The sequence below is a fragment of the Stieleria marina genome, assembly GCA_007741555.1.
GTDB lineage: Bacteria > Planctomycetota > Planctomycetia > Pirellulales > Pirellulaceae > K23-9.
Map to the genome: position 1 here is coordinate 4,262,799 of CP036526.1, position 16,547 is coordinate 4,279,345.

Consider the following 16,547-nt stretch of genomic DNA (forward strand, 5'->3'; position numbering starts at 1 on the left):
TCCCGGAGTCAGCCGAGTGGTCGATCAACCCAACGTCGCGAAACACACCTTCAAAGAGGGCGTCACGGAATTCTGGGATTGGTACGAACAGGTCGCTCAGCGTTTTTACGAAACCATCGAAAGCGGCCAGTGCGAATCGCTGACCAATGAAACCGTCGATTTCATGGAAATCCATCTGCCGGCAATGAGCTGGGTGTTCGGTCCCGGCGAAAACGGCGGGCATTCGTTTACGCTTTCCGGCGAAGGGGTGCTGCCCAAGCAGTTGCTGGCCCAGTACTGGCAATCTCGCGCCAAAGAAATTCCCGGCTGGACGTTCTACGGTTCCCGCCAGAGCTGTAGCGTCGATGATTTGAAATCGATGGCGATCGCCGTCACGGATCAGGAGCAAGTTGATTCCGAGACATTCTTAATCCAGACCGACGTCGATGACGAAGAACAACTGATTGACATCGTGGCATGGCACCCGGCGTTGGCGATCGTTCCGCAAGAACACCACTATCAAATTTTGTTCCTGTTGCTCGATGAAGCCCTGGGTGAATTCGGGACTCAGAATTGGCTGGGCGAAATCAAGATCCAACCCATCGACGAAGGAGTCGAAACGCGGCCACTGGTTCAATTGCCGGAGTTCATCGAACAGGTCAACCGCTACCACAAGTGGGAAAAGCTGCCTCCCCTAGAAACGTTTACCTTGTACCGAATCGAAGAACAACGCGAAGGACCACGAGGCGATACGATTGTCGGCACCAGCGTGATCCCCAATGTGATCGGCAAGTACATTCATCATCAGGGCAAGTTGCCCGAAGATCCGTTGGAAGGCACCGGCGCTCGTTTGGCATATCTATCGATCGATGGCGATGTCTTTCCCGAAGGCCAGCAGAGCGATGTTCGTGGCAACATCGAAGACGCCTTGGACGAAGCGTTAGAAAAAGAACAAAGCGGCCGAACGCTTGGCGGCGCCTTTGGCACCGAAATGGCCTACATCGATTTGTTGTTGGTCGACGGCGACAATAGTGCCGACATTGTCCGCCAGACTCTCAAACGCATTCAGCTGGACGGCAAATCCAACCTGCACTACTTCGCGTAGCCGCGACGCAGCACCCCAGCACGATTCCGCGGCATCGGCCCGGTCGCGTTGATTCTGATGCATTCGCAGCAGAGCGCATTCTTGCTTTCGGCCTTGCTTCCGACGACGACCGCAGCAGCTTCCGCGCGGCGGATTTTGCTCTCTGCACGGCTCTTTTTTACTCACTGCGTGGATATTCAGGCTCTCTGTGCGACGTTTTTTTCGATCCCCCCTCTCGACTCCCCCCGCAGAAGGAAAACGTGACCTAGTGTTTTTTTGGTGCACATCCACTACGTCATTTTCCTCCGCAGAAGTCCAATTCGATGGGTTATACCGGTCATACCTCGACGCCGCCTCGATCAATTCGCGTCATCCTTGGCGCCAAGATCGCGCTCGCATGCATGTTCTTTGGCAGCACCATGCTGACCAACCGATACCACAGCGCCCTTTCGATGAAAGACGCGCCGGTCGAAATGGAGTGGCAACAGCTAGCCGACCAAGGTTTGACCGACAATTCGTTCGTTACTCTGACCGACGTGCAGCTGAAGCAAGCGGACGACAATTCGTTTGATCAGTTCATGGACCAATTTGGCGTTGATGCGGACACCGAAGAAATCGAAGCCCAGTTTGCCGCTGCCATGGAAGACATGGACGCAGCGGAAGTCTTTGCGATGTCCATGGCACCGATTCAAGTGATCCCGATCGGCGCGGACCCGAATTCGACTCGTGAATTGATCGCCATTCCTCGCAACGAAGCTTGGATGACGGAAGCCGAGTACCAGCTGGATGAATACGGCACCCTGTCCGGCTACGTCAGTTCGTTTAGCGGCGACGAAATTGCGAAGGCGATGGTCAAACTGTTTGACGTCGAAGACGCAGTCTTAGAAGAACGACTCGCCGGTGCCGAAAAAGTCTACGTCCTGCAACCGATGCGTGAACCGCTAGACAAATCACAAGCGTCAACGAATTTTTGGTTCTGCGGGCTTGGTGTCTCGTTTGGTTTGATCCTCTGTTGCAGCGGCGGACCGTCGGCATTGTGCTGTGTCTTTTTCATGCTGCCTTCGCTGATTAGTCTGCTGGGCTATCCGATGCGATACGGCCGCGGCGGAAACTTTGCCAAACTGGTCTACCTAATCATCGGCGGCGCATTGGCAGGCGTCGGCTATCAATTCCTGATTGCGGAAGGACAGCTTGGACAACCCAACGGTAACCCGTTCATGCACGCGATCGGATTCGTCGCACTGTTCGTTGGTTTTGGAGCCATGCTCAGCGTTCCGACTCAGATTCTTTGTCGCAAACTAGCAGCCAGCGTCGAACCGCCATCGAACCGAAAAGCCAGCAAGCGACTGTCCTACGAAGCCGCTTGTTCACTGACGCCCCCCGAACCCGAAGAAGACGCCGTTACCCCCGCATACATCATGCGGACGCAGACCAACGCAGCCGACGCGCTTCTGGACAGCACCGGCAATTCCGCCGACACACAGTCGACGTCCACACAGTCGACGTCCACGAGTGCTTCGGCAGAGAACGCTGTCGATCCCACCACGTATTTCGACAGCAAGCTGACGGAAGCCGACGCGTATTCGTTGGATGATGAATTGCAATCGATTTCGGATTCGCTGGCTCCGCTTGGCTTTGCCTCGCCGCTCGCGATCCAGTGGAATCATCAAGGACAAACGACGCCAACATTGATTCAACTGGGCTGCGAAAACATGGTCGTCTGCGATGTGGAGATGATCAAAGGCGACGCCTACACGCGTCTGGTGAGTGTCTTGCACGATGGCATTGCCGTCATCACCCTGTCCAAAGGCTATCCGGTCAAACAAGATCAACGACTCGGGACCAGCGGCTACTACAGCGTCGCGGACAGCCATCAGCCGATCGACATGATCGGAATGCACCTGCAAGAAACCGTCAGCAAGGCCGAAAAACGAAACACTTCGGTCGTGCTGATCGACACGTGCGAAGTCCAACACGCTTGTCATTTCGGTCGTCGAGTATTGGCCGAGATCCAATCGCAATACGGCGAGATCGATCAAGAAGTCGCGAGCAAGAATTACGGCCGTTTCAATGTTCCGGCCAAACGCGTTATCGGCGAGCTAACGACCGCGTAACTTCTTTGCCGCGTCGCCGACCAAATACGCGGTGACGCTGGTTCTCGAAATCGCTGTCTCGTTCGGCGATCGTGCGCTCTTGGCCCGTCAATGGTCGTGAACGATCTGCTCCACTTCGCCGCTGGCATCGAAGGACACAACGACGTGGCACCAAGTCGATGCCGAATAGACCCACCGACTCCCCGCTGGGTCGTTCGTGACCGACGAAGGTGGCCCCAGAATGGATTCGACCTCGGCAAAATTCGCGCCCGGCTGCACGCGGTTTAGACGATAGGGCGAAACGCAATGTCCCTCCATCATAAGATACGGCATCGCCAGCACCCCCAGGCTCAACATCACCGCAAATAAAACGCCCCAACCACGGCTATCCCGTTTACTTGCCGTCGCGCCGACAACGCCGACCCAGCAAAACCACGCCACCAACGGACCATAGGGATAGGCGTCCAAGCAAAGCCAAAAACTAGTAGCAGCGACGGTGACCAACACAAAAAGCGAGGTCAACGAAAACTGCTTGGCAATGCTTGGCGAATCATCCAACCGGCAGCGAGCTCCTGAGACATTTGCGGGGCGCTGCAGCGAGTCCGACGCGTAACACTAAGCGGTCGATACCGCCGAGTTACCTTGATTTGCGTCGTTGATTGATCCCGCCGTAGCCCAGACAGTGCTTGACTTCAAAACAGCATCGCCGGTCAGCGTCGCAAATGCAACATCCGCCGCGTCGCGTCCAGTCGCGATCCGAACCAAACCTTTCGTTTCAGCAAGCTTGGTAGGGTCGAACAGGTACCAGTTCCCATCCAAAAACGCTTCCATAAAACCATGGAAATCGGGCGGCTGCAAATCCACCGCGTAGCCCGACACATAGCGAGCAGGAATGCCCAAACCACGGCAAAGCGAAATCGCCAAATGAGCGTAGTCGCGGCAAACACCGGTTCGCTGCAGCAACACATCCGCGGCGGTCGTAGTCGACGTCGTGCTTCCGGGCGTGTAATCCAAGTGAGTATTGACCCAATCGCAGATCGCCTGCACACGCTGAAAGCCCCGCGGTACCTGCCCAAATTCTTCAAAGGCAAAGCGTCCCAGCAGGTCGCTCTCGCAATAGCGACTGGGGTTCAAATAGGTCAGCACGTCAGACGGGACCTGCGCGATGTTTGATTCCTGGACATCCAACTGCATTTCGATATCCGGCGTCAACTCAACCGTCGCGTTGTACTGGATTTTCAGTGTGCACGGATCAACGACGACACGCTGCAATCGATTGCCATCCAAACCAACCACGCAGTCTTCGACGTTCTGCATCGGGTCAAACGTGTACGTCTCTTGCTCAATTCGCTGATGGTTTGTTTGACCGACGGCAATCTTAAAGAGAAACACCGTGGATCGACGGACTTCGTAAATCAGCTCGCTGCCGACATCGATTTTTGTCATTGGGGTAGTTCCGATCGAACGGAGAAAATGAAGTGGTTAGAAAAGTTTGTATGCACCACGGCCGCCGCCGCGAACCGCCAAATCATTGAACCGGGAACAACGATTCGGCCCAATCCATCGGCGTTGCTTTGAGCGCGCTGGCCATGCTCTGCGACCACCATTCCAGCGCCGAGTGCAACTCTTGCTCGGTGAAGCGTCGAAAAATCGGCTCACTGCTTGCCGCCGTCATCACAGCAACGTCCACCGGGCAGTCAACATCCGTCACACTCGATCGGGTTGCGTCAAAGGCCAGCAGTGCCAGCGTCAGAGCTTCCTTCAAGGGCGTTTCATAAGTCAACAACCGATCCAACACGGGTTTGCCGTACGGTGTTCGGCCAATGATAAAGTAAGGCAGATCGACCGCAGCCTCGACCCAATTTCCTTCCGGGTAAACATAGAAAAGCTGTGGTTCGGCATCGTCGGGCAGCCGTCCGCCAATGATTGCGTGAAGATTGAACGCGTGGCCCGTCGCCGCCAGCGATGGGCCGTCTTCCGTCTTCACACGCCGGAGCTCTTCCCCAAACAAGTTGGCGACCTGATACAACCGCGAAACGGGCTGCTCGATCTGACGAAGCGTTTCGTCCAAATAGATGACCGTCTTATCGCGAACGGATCTGAGTCCACTGGTCATCGTAAAGACGACGTCGCCAGCATGCTGCAGTCCCGCCAACTTTTGCTTGTTGGACTGCTCGCTGCCCTTCACGATCCGCGTGTCAGCCAGGGCAACGATCCCTTCGCGAACTTTGATCCCAATACAGAATGTCATTAATGTCGTCGCAAAAGAGATGAGTGCTGCTGCAAGTCAAAATGGTGAAGCTGTGCGGCTGAAACCAAAGTACGGGCAGGAGCGGTAGTTTGTGAATTGAACGATTCGTACAAAGTCCAGCAAATCACGTGCCGAAGTAGGGCAGGCACCAGAAGGATTTCGAACAGGTTCGCTGCAGCGCAGGCTAAGTCTTTTTCTAAGCCGGGGTCAACTGTTAGCGGAAAGACGCGAGCCGTCCGGTACGCCAAAAACCGGATGGCGTGCGACCTGCCGCTAAGAAATACAATCTTCCAAAAGCGCGGCAACCGACCAAACTGGAGCAGCACCCATCAATCCGTACACCACCGCCTGCCGCCGTATCGACGAAGACGACCTAGCCGGCAATTGGTTCGTTGAAGTAATAGCACAAACCATCGGGCGCAACGACAAAGAAGACATTGAACTTCTTGCCATCGCGTTCGTCGATGCGAGTGTTACCGATATCAATACCGTTTGATTTCAATTGCGTTTTGATACCGTCCAGATCGTTGACGCGGATCGCGGCACCTTCTTGGGCCGGGTCGCCACCATTGACTGCGAAACCGATTTGAACGTGATCTCGCTCCAAGATGACGGATGGATTAGGCGACTTGCGACGTTCGACTTCGATCATCCCGAAGTGCTTGCAGTACCAGGCCGCAGCGGCATCTAGGTCCGTGACGGGCAACGCGAGCACGTCGTCTTTGTACGGAGACGCTGATTGAAACGTTGGTCGATCATTCATCGTAGATTCTGCCATTCGAGCGGCCTCGCGGAACAAATTGGAGTTGGACGTCTTCCTTCAAACGGCTTGCTGGCGACTATGCGAGCGCGGCTTTCATGTTTTCCATGCTTTGTGTCACCAGCGTTTCGACGCCGGGATCGTAATCAAACACTTCAACGCTGACCCAGCCGTCGTAGGCGATGTCCTGCAGTGCCTTGAAGATTGGTGCAAAGTCGACGTCTCCCATTCCAGGTCCCTGGCGATTGGGATCGTTGGCGTGGAAGTGCAACATCGCGTCGGCATTGTCGCGAATCAACTGATCGATCGGTGTCGATTCAGTGCTCATCGCTTTGACATCCAAGTGCAACTGAATAGTTGGGCTGTCGATCATCGCTTGCAGCTGTCGCGCCTCGGCAGCCGTATTTAGAAAATTGCCTTCTTGCGGTCCGAGCGGCTCCAGTGCGATCTGAACGCCGCATTCTTCCAACACCGGCACGATAGCCTGAAGAGTCTCGGCGGCGTTTTGCATCGCGCTGTCCATGCTTTGACCGCTTGGCAGATTCCGCTGCTGAGGCGATCCCAACACCATGACTTTCCCTTCCAAATCGCGGCACAACTTGGCCAGTTCACCCAAGTACTGGGATGTTTTTGTACGCACGGCACTGTCGTCGGTCGTTAGGTGCAGGCCTTCGGTTTTGGCCAGCAACCAATGCAATCCGATCACCTCGAATCCTGCCTCCAACACGGTGTCGCGATATCGCTTTCGATCCTCCGCCGAGTAGCTAAAAATATCGTCGGTCAGCATAAACGGAGCCACTTCCCAGCCCGTGTATCCAGCGTTCTTGGCGTATTCGAGCGATTTGTCCAAAGGCCAGTCGCCGAAGGTTTCGTTGCAGATGCCAAATTTCATATCGTTGGAACTCAAGCAGTGGTGGGACGTTAGCGAAAGTGAGAGTGGAAGCCGGATTGTAGCCCGGCGAACGTCAGGTTTGCAGCGGGGAGACGGATGTGATGAATCGAGAACCAAGATGCAGTGTTCCAAAAGCAAATCCGTTCGCACAGAGACAGCCATTTCGTCGGTCGTTGTTGCCGTACACTGTCGGTTTCGCAAACAGTCTCTCCCTGGCCCATTTGCGGCCGATTCCCCTTCGCGGTGGTACACAAGATGCAAAACCTGGCTCGAAGTCTTTCCGTCACGTTCCTGTTCGGCTCGCTCTTTTGCATCAGTGCAATCCGTGCTGCGGATTGGCCGCGATTCTTGGGCGACGCTGGCAACGGCGTGTCGTCGGAAACGAATCTTCTGGATCAACTGGGCACCGATTCGCCGGCCGTCCGCTGGCAAGTCGCCGGTGGAATTGGAATGTCGGCGGTCGTGGTTGCCGACCAGTCAGCGATCACCATGTGGAACGACGCCGGCGAGCAAAAACTTGTTGCCTTGAACAAGGACACTGGCAAGACCCTTTGGACGACAGCATTGGCCCCCGCCTACAAGAACGGGCAAGGCGACGGGCCGCGTGCAACGCCGACGATCGCCGACGGTCGAATCTATGCATTCACCAGCGACGGAATGCTGGCCGCGGTCGATTTTGCAACCGGCCACATCGTTTGGAAAGTCGACTCGATGAAACTGACAGGTGCCAAACCCGCGGAGTACGGCCTGTCATCGTCGCCGCTGGTGACCGAGACATTTGTTATCGTGCATGTGGGATCACCCCAAGCAGCCGTGGCAGCCTTTCAAAAATCCACGGGGGAACTGGCGTGGACGGCTGGCAGCGGTCCGGCCGGGTATTCGTCGCCGACTTTGCTCCAAGTTGCCGGCGAGACGCAAGTGGTCAGCTTTGTGGGTTCGGGCGTCATCGCAATGACCCCAACTGAAGGCAAAGAACTTTGGAGCTACGATTTTGAAACACCGTACGACTGCAATACCGCATCGCCGATTTCACTTAGCACCGGCTCGGGCGACACCAGCGGAGTGTTCATCTCCGCGGGCGAAAACCACGGCTGCGTGTTGCTGAACATTTCAAAACGCGACGACGACTTCACCGTGACCGAGCAATGGGCTTCGGTCGACACCAAGAGCGTGATGCGAAACGAATGGCAAACGTCGGTCATCGTCGGCAATCACTTGTACGGTTTTAATAATGTCGGCAGCGCGGGACCGACGACGCATCTGGCCTGCATCAACGTCCACTCCGGTGAAGTCGTTTGGCAAAAAACACGTTTCGGCAAAGGAAACGTTGTCTTGGCTGACGGCAAACTTTGGATCACCACGATGGCCGGCGAATTGGTCCTGGTCAAAGCTGACCCAGCCAAGTTCCAAGAGCTTGGCCGAATCAAACTGTTTGGCAAAACACGGCAATCGCTCTCGATCGCCGACGGTCGCGGCTACATCCGCGACGATGCCGAAGTGGTTTGCTTGGAACTGCGACGGCCGAAGTAAATCAAGCTTCGCCACAGTCCCATAGCCACAGTCCCATTGCCACAGTCCCATCGCCGCAATCGCATCGCGACGTTGACCATCGCGACATGGACCATCGCGACATGGACCATTTCGGGCGATCAGAATCAAACCGATCTAGTTTCCGAACGGATCGGCATCACCGCCGCCGCCAAATGGATCGGCATCGCCACCACCGCCAAACGGATCCGCGCCACCGGCGTTGGCCGGCACAGGCGGTGCGTCCATCGCATCGCCGCCGAATGGGTCCGCACCGTTTCCGGGCTCCATTCCGGCACCGGGGCCCATGCCGCCTCCCATCATCATCATTTGCGAAACGGCTCCACCGATCGCTTTCTCGAAACCAGCGGGTCGCGGCAGAATGATGTTCACGTCATTGCCTTCGACTTTGGTCGCCAGTGCCGCCAGCAGTTCGCCGCCGGGGCCTTGTGCGTCCGGCCCCGCCATCGGCAATGATTGTTGTCCAAAACCTTTGGCCATCGCCAACAGTCCGCCCAACGTCGCGTTGATCTGTCCCGTCGCCGATTCATCACGTCCGGTCGCGGTCAGCCACAGCAGGTCGTTGCTGGAAAAGTCCAACCCAATTCGCAGCGCGGCCATGTTGTTGACCATCGACAGAGCCGGCTGAGCCATCGGTGGCACGTTGCCTTCGGCCATCTTCAGGCCTTCGTCAATCAAATGCCGCGAGCCGTCCAAATCGGCTGCAACGCGGATCGCTGCTTTGGGCATTTTTATCCACGCCTGAGTCAAGTTGTTGCTGAACACATTTCGATCGGGCAGCGTCATGTAGGTGTCCGTTGCGATCTCGATCACATCGGACGACAATCGGTGAAACAGAATGTTCTTGGGAGTGCCTTCTTTGACCGGCGGACGATGGTACTCCTTGCCTCCTACAGATACCGCTTCGCAATCCTTGCTCATCTCAGCAAAGGCAGTGTCGGTCGCGGCAGGTCCTTTGAATTGCAACCTTGCAAAGAAATTAAAATCCAACTGCTCAGCACCGTCGCTGAGTCCTTGGATCGATGCCAAATTAGGCGGCGCGCTGATCGCGCCCATCACGCGGTAAAGTTCGTCGGGTTTGATGGCGTCATCGGGTGCCCCCGCGGCAGGTCCCAATGCTTTGCTGGGATCATCCATGCCGGTCGCTTTGGCCAAGTCGCTGGTGGCGAGTCGATCAAAGTAGATGTCAAACGCGAGCACCGCTTTTTGGTTCTCCGCGATTTGCGCAAAGGAATTATCCGAAGCGACCATCACGCACGCGAGCGCCGCGATGGCAGAGAAGCAGGCAACTTGTTTTCGCATCATCGTGACCCTCAGGTGGAATTGAATTGGTGGAGCAGTTACCGATGTGCACATGACATCGAAGCGAAAGAAGCGGCGGGCGGAATTTTCGTCCGCCACATCGACTGGTGCAATTCACTCACGCCGTGGCAAATGCCAACGAAGCAATTCGCCGCTAGCTGGGTGACGATTTTTGCCTCCCCAACATTAGGCGGAAAACTACCCCAGCGGGGGCGCTCAATCCCACTGGATTCTTTCGCTGCCCAAGATTGTACTTGGCCGCGGACCGCGCAGGGGGGATTCGCAACAACCCCATAAAAGCTGGTAATGATGCGTGATTCGCAGCAACCAGCGTGCAAAAGAAAAAGCAACCAGCCAGATCAACCGGCAAGTGCGACGTGCGAGATCGATTTGCAAAGCAGGCGTCGAACCCGATGCAACTGAACGCCGTTCGTCGGCGCTATTACGCGCTATCGGATTTGATTTGGTTGACCACCGTGCGGATACCGGGCACCATTCGTGCAACGACGCCGCACGTGGTGGCATCATCGCGAGTGCGTGCGCGTCCGGTCAACGTGATTTTTCCGTCATCCGCCGTGCAAGTAAAATCGTCAGGAAAGTCTTCGCCCAAGACGCGTCTGATCGATGATTCAATGCGATCACAGATCGATTCGGTCATAGTACATTTTTCTAGGTGGGGGATGGGGACGCCTAAGCGTACTGATTGGGTGGGGTGGCCGAAGCTAAACAGCGACCGAAGTCTAGCAACAACCAACTCCCGAGCCTAACGCGCATCGCACGTCATTGCGCAATTTCATCTCGCGTTCACGTGTACGTTTTTCGTCTACGTGAACGCATATCAACGTTCATGATTCGCGACTGAGAAAGTCGTTGGAAAGTTACGAACACCAAACAAAGTTTTGGCTTTCGAAACAATAGCGTGATTAGCAGAATGCAACGACCTATCTGCATTCGTCCACCACGCTGATGACTGAACATCGCACGGTGACCTTTTCTGCAAAGGTCAGCGCCAAGTTGTGACTTACAACAGTTGCCACAAGTAGCGAAACAACACTACCAGTAACCATACAACAAAACTAACTATCAGCAATATCGTCGCGACAACACAGAGGACAATCGGCCAAACGCTCCCCTGATGTTTGTCCTGTTCGTAATACTCGCGCATCAAAATCAGATTGCGCGAGTTGGCTTTGTAAAACAAGTCGAACAGATTCCCCAGAATTGGAACGGTGCCAACAACAGCGTCCAGTACGACATTAATCAGCATCCGCGCAACTAGACGTGGGCTGGCACCATTCTTTGCCATCGTCGCTACCAGCACTCCGGACACACCCAGGCTAGTGACGTCCCCCACTCCAGGAATGATTCCTAAAAGAAAATCGATGCCGAAGCGTGTTTGAGTTCCCGGGATTCGAAACTTGGTATCCAGAAGCCGCGTCACACCATCGACCCAGCGCATTTCTCGCGACTCTTCACGCTGCTGAGCCGTCAAAATTAGCTGATCGTCGTTGTCACTACTCATGCTGACTCTCAAAGGACATCGGGGGAAGAACGCATTCCGCGGATGATGGCAAAGCCCCTAATACAATAAAGCCAAGTGAACCCTTCGGGCAGATCCCTACCGGACCGAGTCCGCGGAATCGCTGTCGCAAATCTGCGGTACTCGGGAACCGATCTGTCAGACCGTGACCGTTGGGGGAGCCCTCTCCGGAAGATCGGATCGACGCGGTTCGATTGGATACATGGAAAGAAGCCGACCTGAAATTCGATCGACCGTGACGCAATTCGACCGCGTTACGGAAACGGCAAGCCACCGTTCCCCTGCTTTTCTGCGGTGTCGATCGTCGTCGCCAATCAAATTGCAGAACAAACTGCAGATACCAGTGGGCTGACCTGCGGGCTTGCGTCGCAATTCGGTGCATGCCCGCCGCCGGGGTTCGCCTTTCCGCAGGCCTCGCCATCAATTGGCGATCTCTGTATTCTTCCGCCATGCATCTACTGCTCCCCCTGCTAGCGAGTGTCCTACTGATCTGCGGATTGATTTTGATCAAACGCGCCGGGGATCTTTACAGCGACAATTCCTGCTTCAAAACAGCCAGCGAAGGATCAGCCGGTTCGGTTCGAACGATCGGGTCCATCACACCGATGTTTTTGACCAACACGATGTCGGCCGTCGTGTTTTCTTGCTTGTGGGTGCTTGGCGGCGACGGCCAACCCGCCCACATGCTTTGGCAACCAGCGATCATCGCTGCGTTGTTTACATCCGGACTGGTCAGCACTTATCTGGCGATTGGCCACGGCGATGTTTCGATCGCCACCCCCGTGCTAGGCGTCAAGGTCTTGTTGGTCGCAGTCATGTTGACACTTTTCTTTGGTCATCAGCTTCCCGGCACCGTTTGGATCGCTGCGATCTTGGCGATGATCGGCATCGGAGTCATTCAGTGGACAGGTCGCATCGAAGCCAAACGGGTTGTGTTGACGATTACGTTTGCGTTGATGGCTGCGATTTCGTTTGCGACGTTCGACGTGCTGGTGCAGCACTGGGCCGGCGCGTGGGGAGCTGGTCGATTTCTTCCGATCGTCTACTGGATTGTCGGTGGGCTTTCGTGCGTCTTGATCCCCTGGGTCAAATTTGACGTGATCCGCGATCCCCGCGTGGGCCGACTGCTGTTGTTGGGGTCGCTGCTGGTGGCACTGCAAGCTTGCTGCATCACGGTCGCGGTGGCGGTCTTTGCCGACGCAGCCAAGATCAATGTCGTCTATACCCTGCGAGGACTCTGGGGCGTGCTGCTGGCCTGGGCCGCAGCCAAGATCTGGGGTGGATCCGAAGCCCACTTGAGCCAACAAGTGATGGTTACCCGCGTGGCCGGCGCCGCGTTGCTGACGGCCGCTGTGGTACTTGTGATCTTGTCGACGAAGTAAAATCCCATGTTAGATCACTGACCGAAAGTGACACGGCGGTGGTTGCCAAGGACACATGTCCGCCTTGCTATCGGCCTTCGCAGACAGCGGATTTTGATCGTTCTGGTTGGCTGACGTTCTGGTTGGCTGACGTCGCTAGGAACCGTTTGGATCGACAGCCCGTGCCAACGCACTGTGGCAAGTTCGATTGGCGACTGATTAGCGGTTAGTAGACGCGGCCCGAATTGGTACGCTATTTTGCACCTGGCTGACCGTGTATTTTTGTTCGAGCGCCCGACTCTGTTCCTCCCTCCGGCTGACTATTTCGTTTGACTAAAAAAGACGCTAGCAACGACACACCGGCTGAGCTTGGTTTTGATCACGCGGCTGCCAAAGTGCGTACGTTTCCGACAACGCCAGGCATCTATTTGATGAAAGACGCCGCAGGTGTCGTCATCTATGTCGGCAAGGCCAAGAATCTGCGAAGTCGCGCGGGCAGCTATTTTTTGAAGGCCGCTGCCGAGGACGCTCGTACTTCGCCGTGGATTGGCGAGATCGCTGACATCGATTTCATGGACTGCGAAAGTGAAGTCGATGCGTTGCTGATGGAGTCGCGGCTGATCAAAGACATCCAGCCAAAACACAACAAGGACTTGAAGGACGACAAGTCGTTTCCGTACTTGATGATTACCACGCGAGACGAATTTCCGCGGGTGGAAGTGACCCGTGAGCCGCGATCATCGGGCGTCAAACTGTACGGTCCGTTTCCCAGTGCCGGTGCTCTGCGTGGTGCGATCCAAGTCCTGCAGCGGATTTTCAAATTTCGCACCTGCACGTTGGACATCAGCGAATCCGACGAACGCTGGAATTGGTTTCGCCCCTGCCTGCTAGCCAGCATCAATCAATGCACGGCTCCGTGCAATCTACGCATTGGAAAAGAAGAATACCGCCGCGATATCAAACGGCTGCAAACCTTCATGGAAGGCGGCAAAAAGAAACTGCTCAAGGAGATGAAGAACGAGATGCTTGACGCCAGCAAGGGCCTCGATTTTGAACGAGCCGCTGTGTTGCGTGACGAGATCAAAATGCTCGAACGCTTGGAGGATCGTGGCGAACTGGACACACACGCTCAACCAGAAGTGTTCTATATCGATCCAAAGAAGGGGCTGACGGGGCTGCGCAAGGTCTTGGAACTGAAAGAAACGCCGCGAGTGATCGAAGGCGTCGACATCGCGCACTTGGGCGGCGGCGAAACCGTTGCCAGCTTGGTCCAGTTCATCGACGGCCTGCCGTTCAAACCGGGTTACCGGCGATATCGAATCAAAGACGTCAAAGGGATCGATGACTATCGCAGCATCTACGAAGTCGTGTCACGTCGTTTTCGTCGCTTGAGTGACGAGGGCGATTCGTTTCCGGACATTCTGTTAATCGACGGCGGCAAAGGCCAACTCAACGCCGCCCTGGCTGCCTTTCGCGACCAAGACATCACGCCGCCCACTTTGATCTCGCTGGCCAAACGCGACGAAGAAATCTTTCGGCCCGGCATCTCCGAACCACTTCGATTAAGCAAGAACGCGTTCGCTCTCCGTTTGCTTCAGTATGTCCGCGACGAATCGCACCGATTCGCTCAGCACTACCACCACATCCTTCGCAACAAATCAACGCTCGAGCGTTAAACCAAACGCCGAAGTTAGAAACGCCAGATGACTTGGCTGATGATTTCGTCGCGCGAAACAACTTCATCGCGATTGTTGTCCAGCGACGAAAACAAATTCATTCGCACTGAATCAGGCAATTCGTGCTTGGCAATGTATCCGTCCCCATTCTTGTCAAATCGCTGCATGTAATCATCCGCGAACTTTTTGGCTTGTTTCATTCCCGCTTCGCGACGAGCCGCCAAACGATCTTCGATTGCCTGCTGCTCGCTGGATTCTTTGGCACTAGGCGTTGTCTTGCCGGGCGAGTTTTTCACACGCGGATCTTTCACACGCGGTTTGGCGACGGCGGCGAACACGACGGCCATTTCTTGCCATGTCTGATCGCCCCACGTCACATACTCCGTCGGAGCGGGGTTGGTCGGGTTGCCTGCTGAATTGTCAAACACGGCCGTAAACTTCAGCCTGTCGACTCCATCGAGCGGGAGCGGTTGGGCGAGTTCATAGTTGTGCTGCCAGTTGAAGTCGTACGTGGGGACTTCCAGCAAAGTCGTCGCCTCCCCATCGACCTGCTGGCTCATCCGAAACGATTTGCCTCGCAAATGCATGTGCGGCATGATCGACAACAACCGAGCGTCTTTGGGAAAACCCGACAGCACTCCGTTGACTTCGTGGCTGGCGTCACCCGGTGGAATTTCAAAGTCTTGCTCAATCGCGCCCATCGCAAACACTTCGTGAGTCACATCGCTTTCGTCGGCAAACAACAAACCGATCCGGCTACGGTCTTCCGTCTGCGCCCCTGTCGGCGTGTAGTGCATCTGAAACACGATCCGCGATCCCGCCGGAACTCGGCGCGCATAACCGTCGGGCAACGGCGAAACGATCTGGCCAGGCACGTAGGCACCTAACATGCCATAAGACTGGATCGACTGTCCGTCGGGCGGTCGAATGAACGCGATCACGTGATGCACCACCGATCGATTTCCTGGCACGATCTGAGTACTGGTGACCCATTTGTCTTCGGTAAACTTGGGGTCGACGATAAAGTACTGATACTCCACCGTGCCTTCGGCTGGTACTTGAAACGGTTGCTTGCTAACCGAAAAAACCGCATCGGGCTCGCGTTCCAGACGCCAGCCCGTTGTGTAGGCGATCGGTTCGGGAAGATCACTGGCTTGGCCATACGGCATCCCACCGGCAACCCACTCGGCAAGCAACTCTTTGTCACGGTCGCTCATTTTTCGAGCGTTGGCGATCTTGGCATGGTCGTCGCTAGCATGCCACGGCGGCATTCGTTTTTGGTCGATGACCTCCAACATCATTTCGCTCCAGCCGACAATCTCGTTGTAATCGGTCAACGCAAACGGACCGATCTCGCCGTCGCGGTGACATTCCACACAGTGTCGCCGCAATACTCGCGAGACGTCTTTGCAATAAGTCACTTCGCACTCCGCGTCGATCTCACGTCCCGGCATGGCAATCAAGCAGCCCACCGCTTCGGTCGCCGAAACCGCAACCGTTTCGCCGGCGATCAATTGTTCGATCGCGTCACGAAGATCTTGTTTGGAAGGTGCACTACGCGCGATGCCAGGCTGGTATTGATCATCGATTCGGCCGCGGTAACGAATCAAGCCAGCGCGATCAATCACGATGACTTCCGGCGTCCGGGTAGCGCCCGCCGATTGAGCCACGGAACGATCAAAGTCTTTGGCCAACGGAAACGTCAGGCCCGCGGTGCGACCAAATTGGGCCCACTGTTCCAGCGAATCTTGCACATTGCTGTTGATGCCGATGAAACGGACGCCGTCGTCGTGATACCGCACAGAGAGTCGCTGAAGTCGTGGTCCGTAGAGTTTCGCCAGTGGACACTCTGTCCCCAGAAAACACAGCACATGAAAACGTACGTCGGCGTCGGTCGACAAAGCAACCGTGGATTCGTCGGTGCCAGGCAACGAAAACGGCGGTACCCGATCAGCCGCATTGCCAAAGGAACCCGCCGACAGCAGAGCGAAAACGATTACAGGGAACAGGTATCGCATGAGGGTTTTCAATTGGACGTGATGTTTCCGTACAGAACAAGTT

The 16,547-nt window shown here is 55.7% G+C and carries 14 protein-coding genes; 5 read left to right on the top strand and 9 right to left on the bottom strand.

Annotated features, from left to right (window positions below):
* Positions 1-16 precede the first annotated feature (16 nt).
* Positions 17-1,084, top strand: coding sequence for a hypothetical protein (locus K239x_RS15275; protein ID WP_145419122.1), 1,068 nt, complete (start codon positions 17-19; stop codon positions 1,082-1,084).
* Positions 1,085-1,386: 302 nt separating this feature from the next.
* Positions 1,387-3,177 carry a hypothetical protein gene (locus tag K239x_RS15280; RefSeq protein ID WP_145419123.1) on the top strand — a complete coding sequence of 597 codons (1,791 nt, stop codon included), beginning with the start codon at positions 1,387-1,389 and terminating at the stop codon, positions 3,175-3,177.
* Between the two features lie 87 nt (positions 3,178-3,264).
* Here K239x_RS15280 and K239x_RS15285 read toward each other — a convergent pair whose 3' ends face one another.
* The 5 genes from K239x_RS15285 to K239x_RS15305 form a co-directional block, all read right to left on the bottom strand.
* Positions 3,265-3,714: an outer membrane protein assembly factor BamE gene (locus K239x_RS15285; RefSeq protein ID WP_145419124.1), complete on the bottom strand. Its 450-nt coding sequence runs from the start codon at positions 3,712-3,714 to the stop codon at positions 3,265-3,267.
* 57 nt (positions 3,715-3,771) lie between these two features.
* Positions 3,772-4,602, bottom strand: coding sequence for a transglutaminase-like domain-containing protein (locus tag K239x_RS15290; RefSeq protein ID WP_145419125.1), 831 nt, complete (start codon positions 4,600-4,602; stop codon positions 3,772-3,774).
* Between the two features lie 82 nt (positions 4,603-4,684).
* A complete protein-coding gene (locus K239x_RS15295; protein WP_145419126.1) occupies positions 4,685-5,407 on the bottom strand; it encodes an Ntn hydrolase family protein in 723 nt (240 codons plus the stop codon).
* Between the two features lie 373 nt (positions 5,408-5,780).
* Positions 5,781-6,170: a VOC family protein gene (locus K239x_RS15300; protein ID WP_145419127.1), complete on the bottom strand. Its 390-nt coding sequence runs from the start codon at positions 6,168-6,170 to the stop codon at positions 5,781-5,783.
* A gap of 76 nt (positions 6,171-6,246) precedes the next feature.
* The gene (locus K239x_RS15305) at positions 6,247-7,059 is read right to left on the bottom strand and encodes a sugar phosphate isomerase/epimerase family protein (RefSeq protein WP_145419128.1); all 813 of its coding nucleotides are present in this window, start codon (positions 7,057-7,059) and stop codon (positions 6,247-6,249) included.
* A 255-nt stretch (positions 7,060-7,314) separates the two neighbouring features.
* Here K239x_RS15305 and K239x_RS15310 point away from each other — a divergent pair, with 255 nt between their 5' ends.
* The gene (locus tag K239x_RS15310) at positions 7,315-8,589 is read left to right on the top strand and encodes a PQQ-binding-like beta-propeller repeat protein (protein WP_145419129.1); all 1,275 of its coding nucleotides are present in this window, start codon (positions 7,315-7,317) and stop codon (positions 8,587-8,589) included.
* Between the two features lie 135 nt (positions 8,590-8,724).
* Here the strand turns inward: K239x_RS15310 and K239x_RS28690 are convergent, their stop codons facing one another.
* From K239x_RS28690 to K239x_RS15325, 3 genes are all read right to left on the bottom strand, one after another.
* Positions 8,725-9,912: a hypothetical protein gene (locus K239x_RS28690; RefSeq protein ID WP_419188989.1), complete on the bottom strand. Its 1,188-nt coding sequence runs from the start codon at positions 9,910-9,912 to the stop codon at positions 8,725-8,727.
* 439 nt (positions 9,913-10,351) lie between these two features.
* A complete protein-coding gene (locus tag K239x_RS15320; protein WP_145419130.1) occupies positions 10,352-10,567 on the bottom strand; it encodes a BON domain-containing protein in 216 nt (71 codons plus the stop codon).
* Between the two features lie 363 nt (positions 10,568-10,930).
* Positions 10,931-11,431 (bottom strand): DUF4112 domain-containing protein, encoded by a 501-nt coding sequence (locus K239x_RS15325; RefSeq protein WP_419188990.1) that lies wholly within the window; start codon positions 11,429-11,431, stop codon positions 10,931-10,933.
* 467 nt (positions 11,432-11,898) lie between these two features.
* Here K239x_RS15325 and K239x_RS15330 point away from each other — a divergent pair, with 467 nt between their 5' ends.
* Positions 11,899-12,831, top strand: coding sequence for an EamA/RhaT family transporter (locus K239x_RS15330; RefSeq protein ID WP_145419131.1), 933 nt, complete (start codon positions 11,899-11,901; stop codon positions 12,829-12,831).
* A gap of 308 nt (positions 12,832-13,139) precedes the next feature.
* A complete protein-coding gene (locus K239x_RS15335) occupies positions 13,140-14,486 on the top strand; it encodes an excinuclease ABC subunit UvrC (RefSeq protein WP_419188991.1) in 1,347 nt (448 codons plus the stop codon).
* A gap of 14 nt (positions 14,487-14,500) precedes the next feature.
* On the opposite strand, the gene K239x_RS15340 is transcribed toward K239x_RS15335, so the two are convergent.
* The gene (locus K239x_RS15340; RefSeq protein WP_419188992.1) at positions 14,501-16,504 is read right to left on the bottom strand and encodes a redoxin domain-containing protein; all 2,004 of its coding nucleotides are present in this window, start codon (positions 16,502-16,504) and stop codon (positions 14,501-14,503) included.
* Positions 16,505-16,547: the final 43 nt, after the last annotated feature.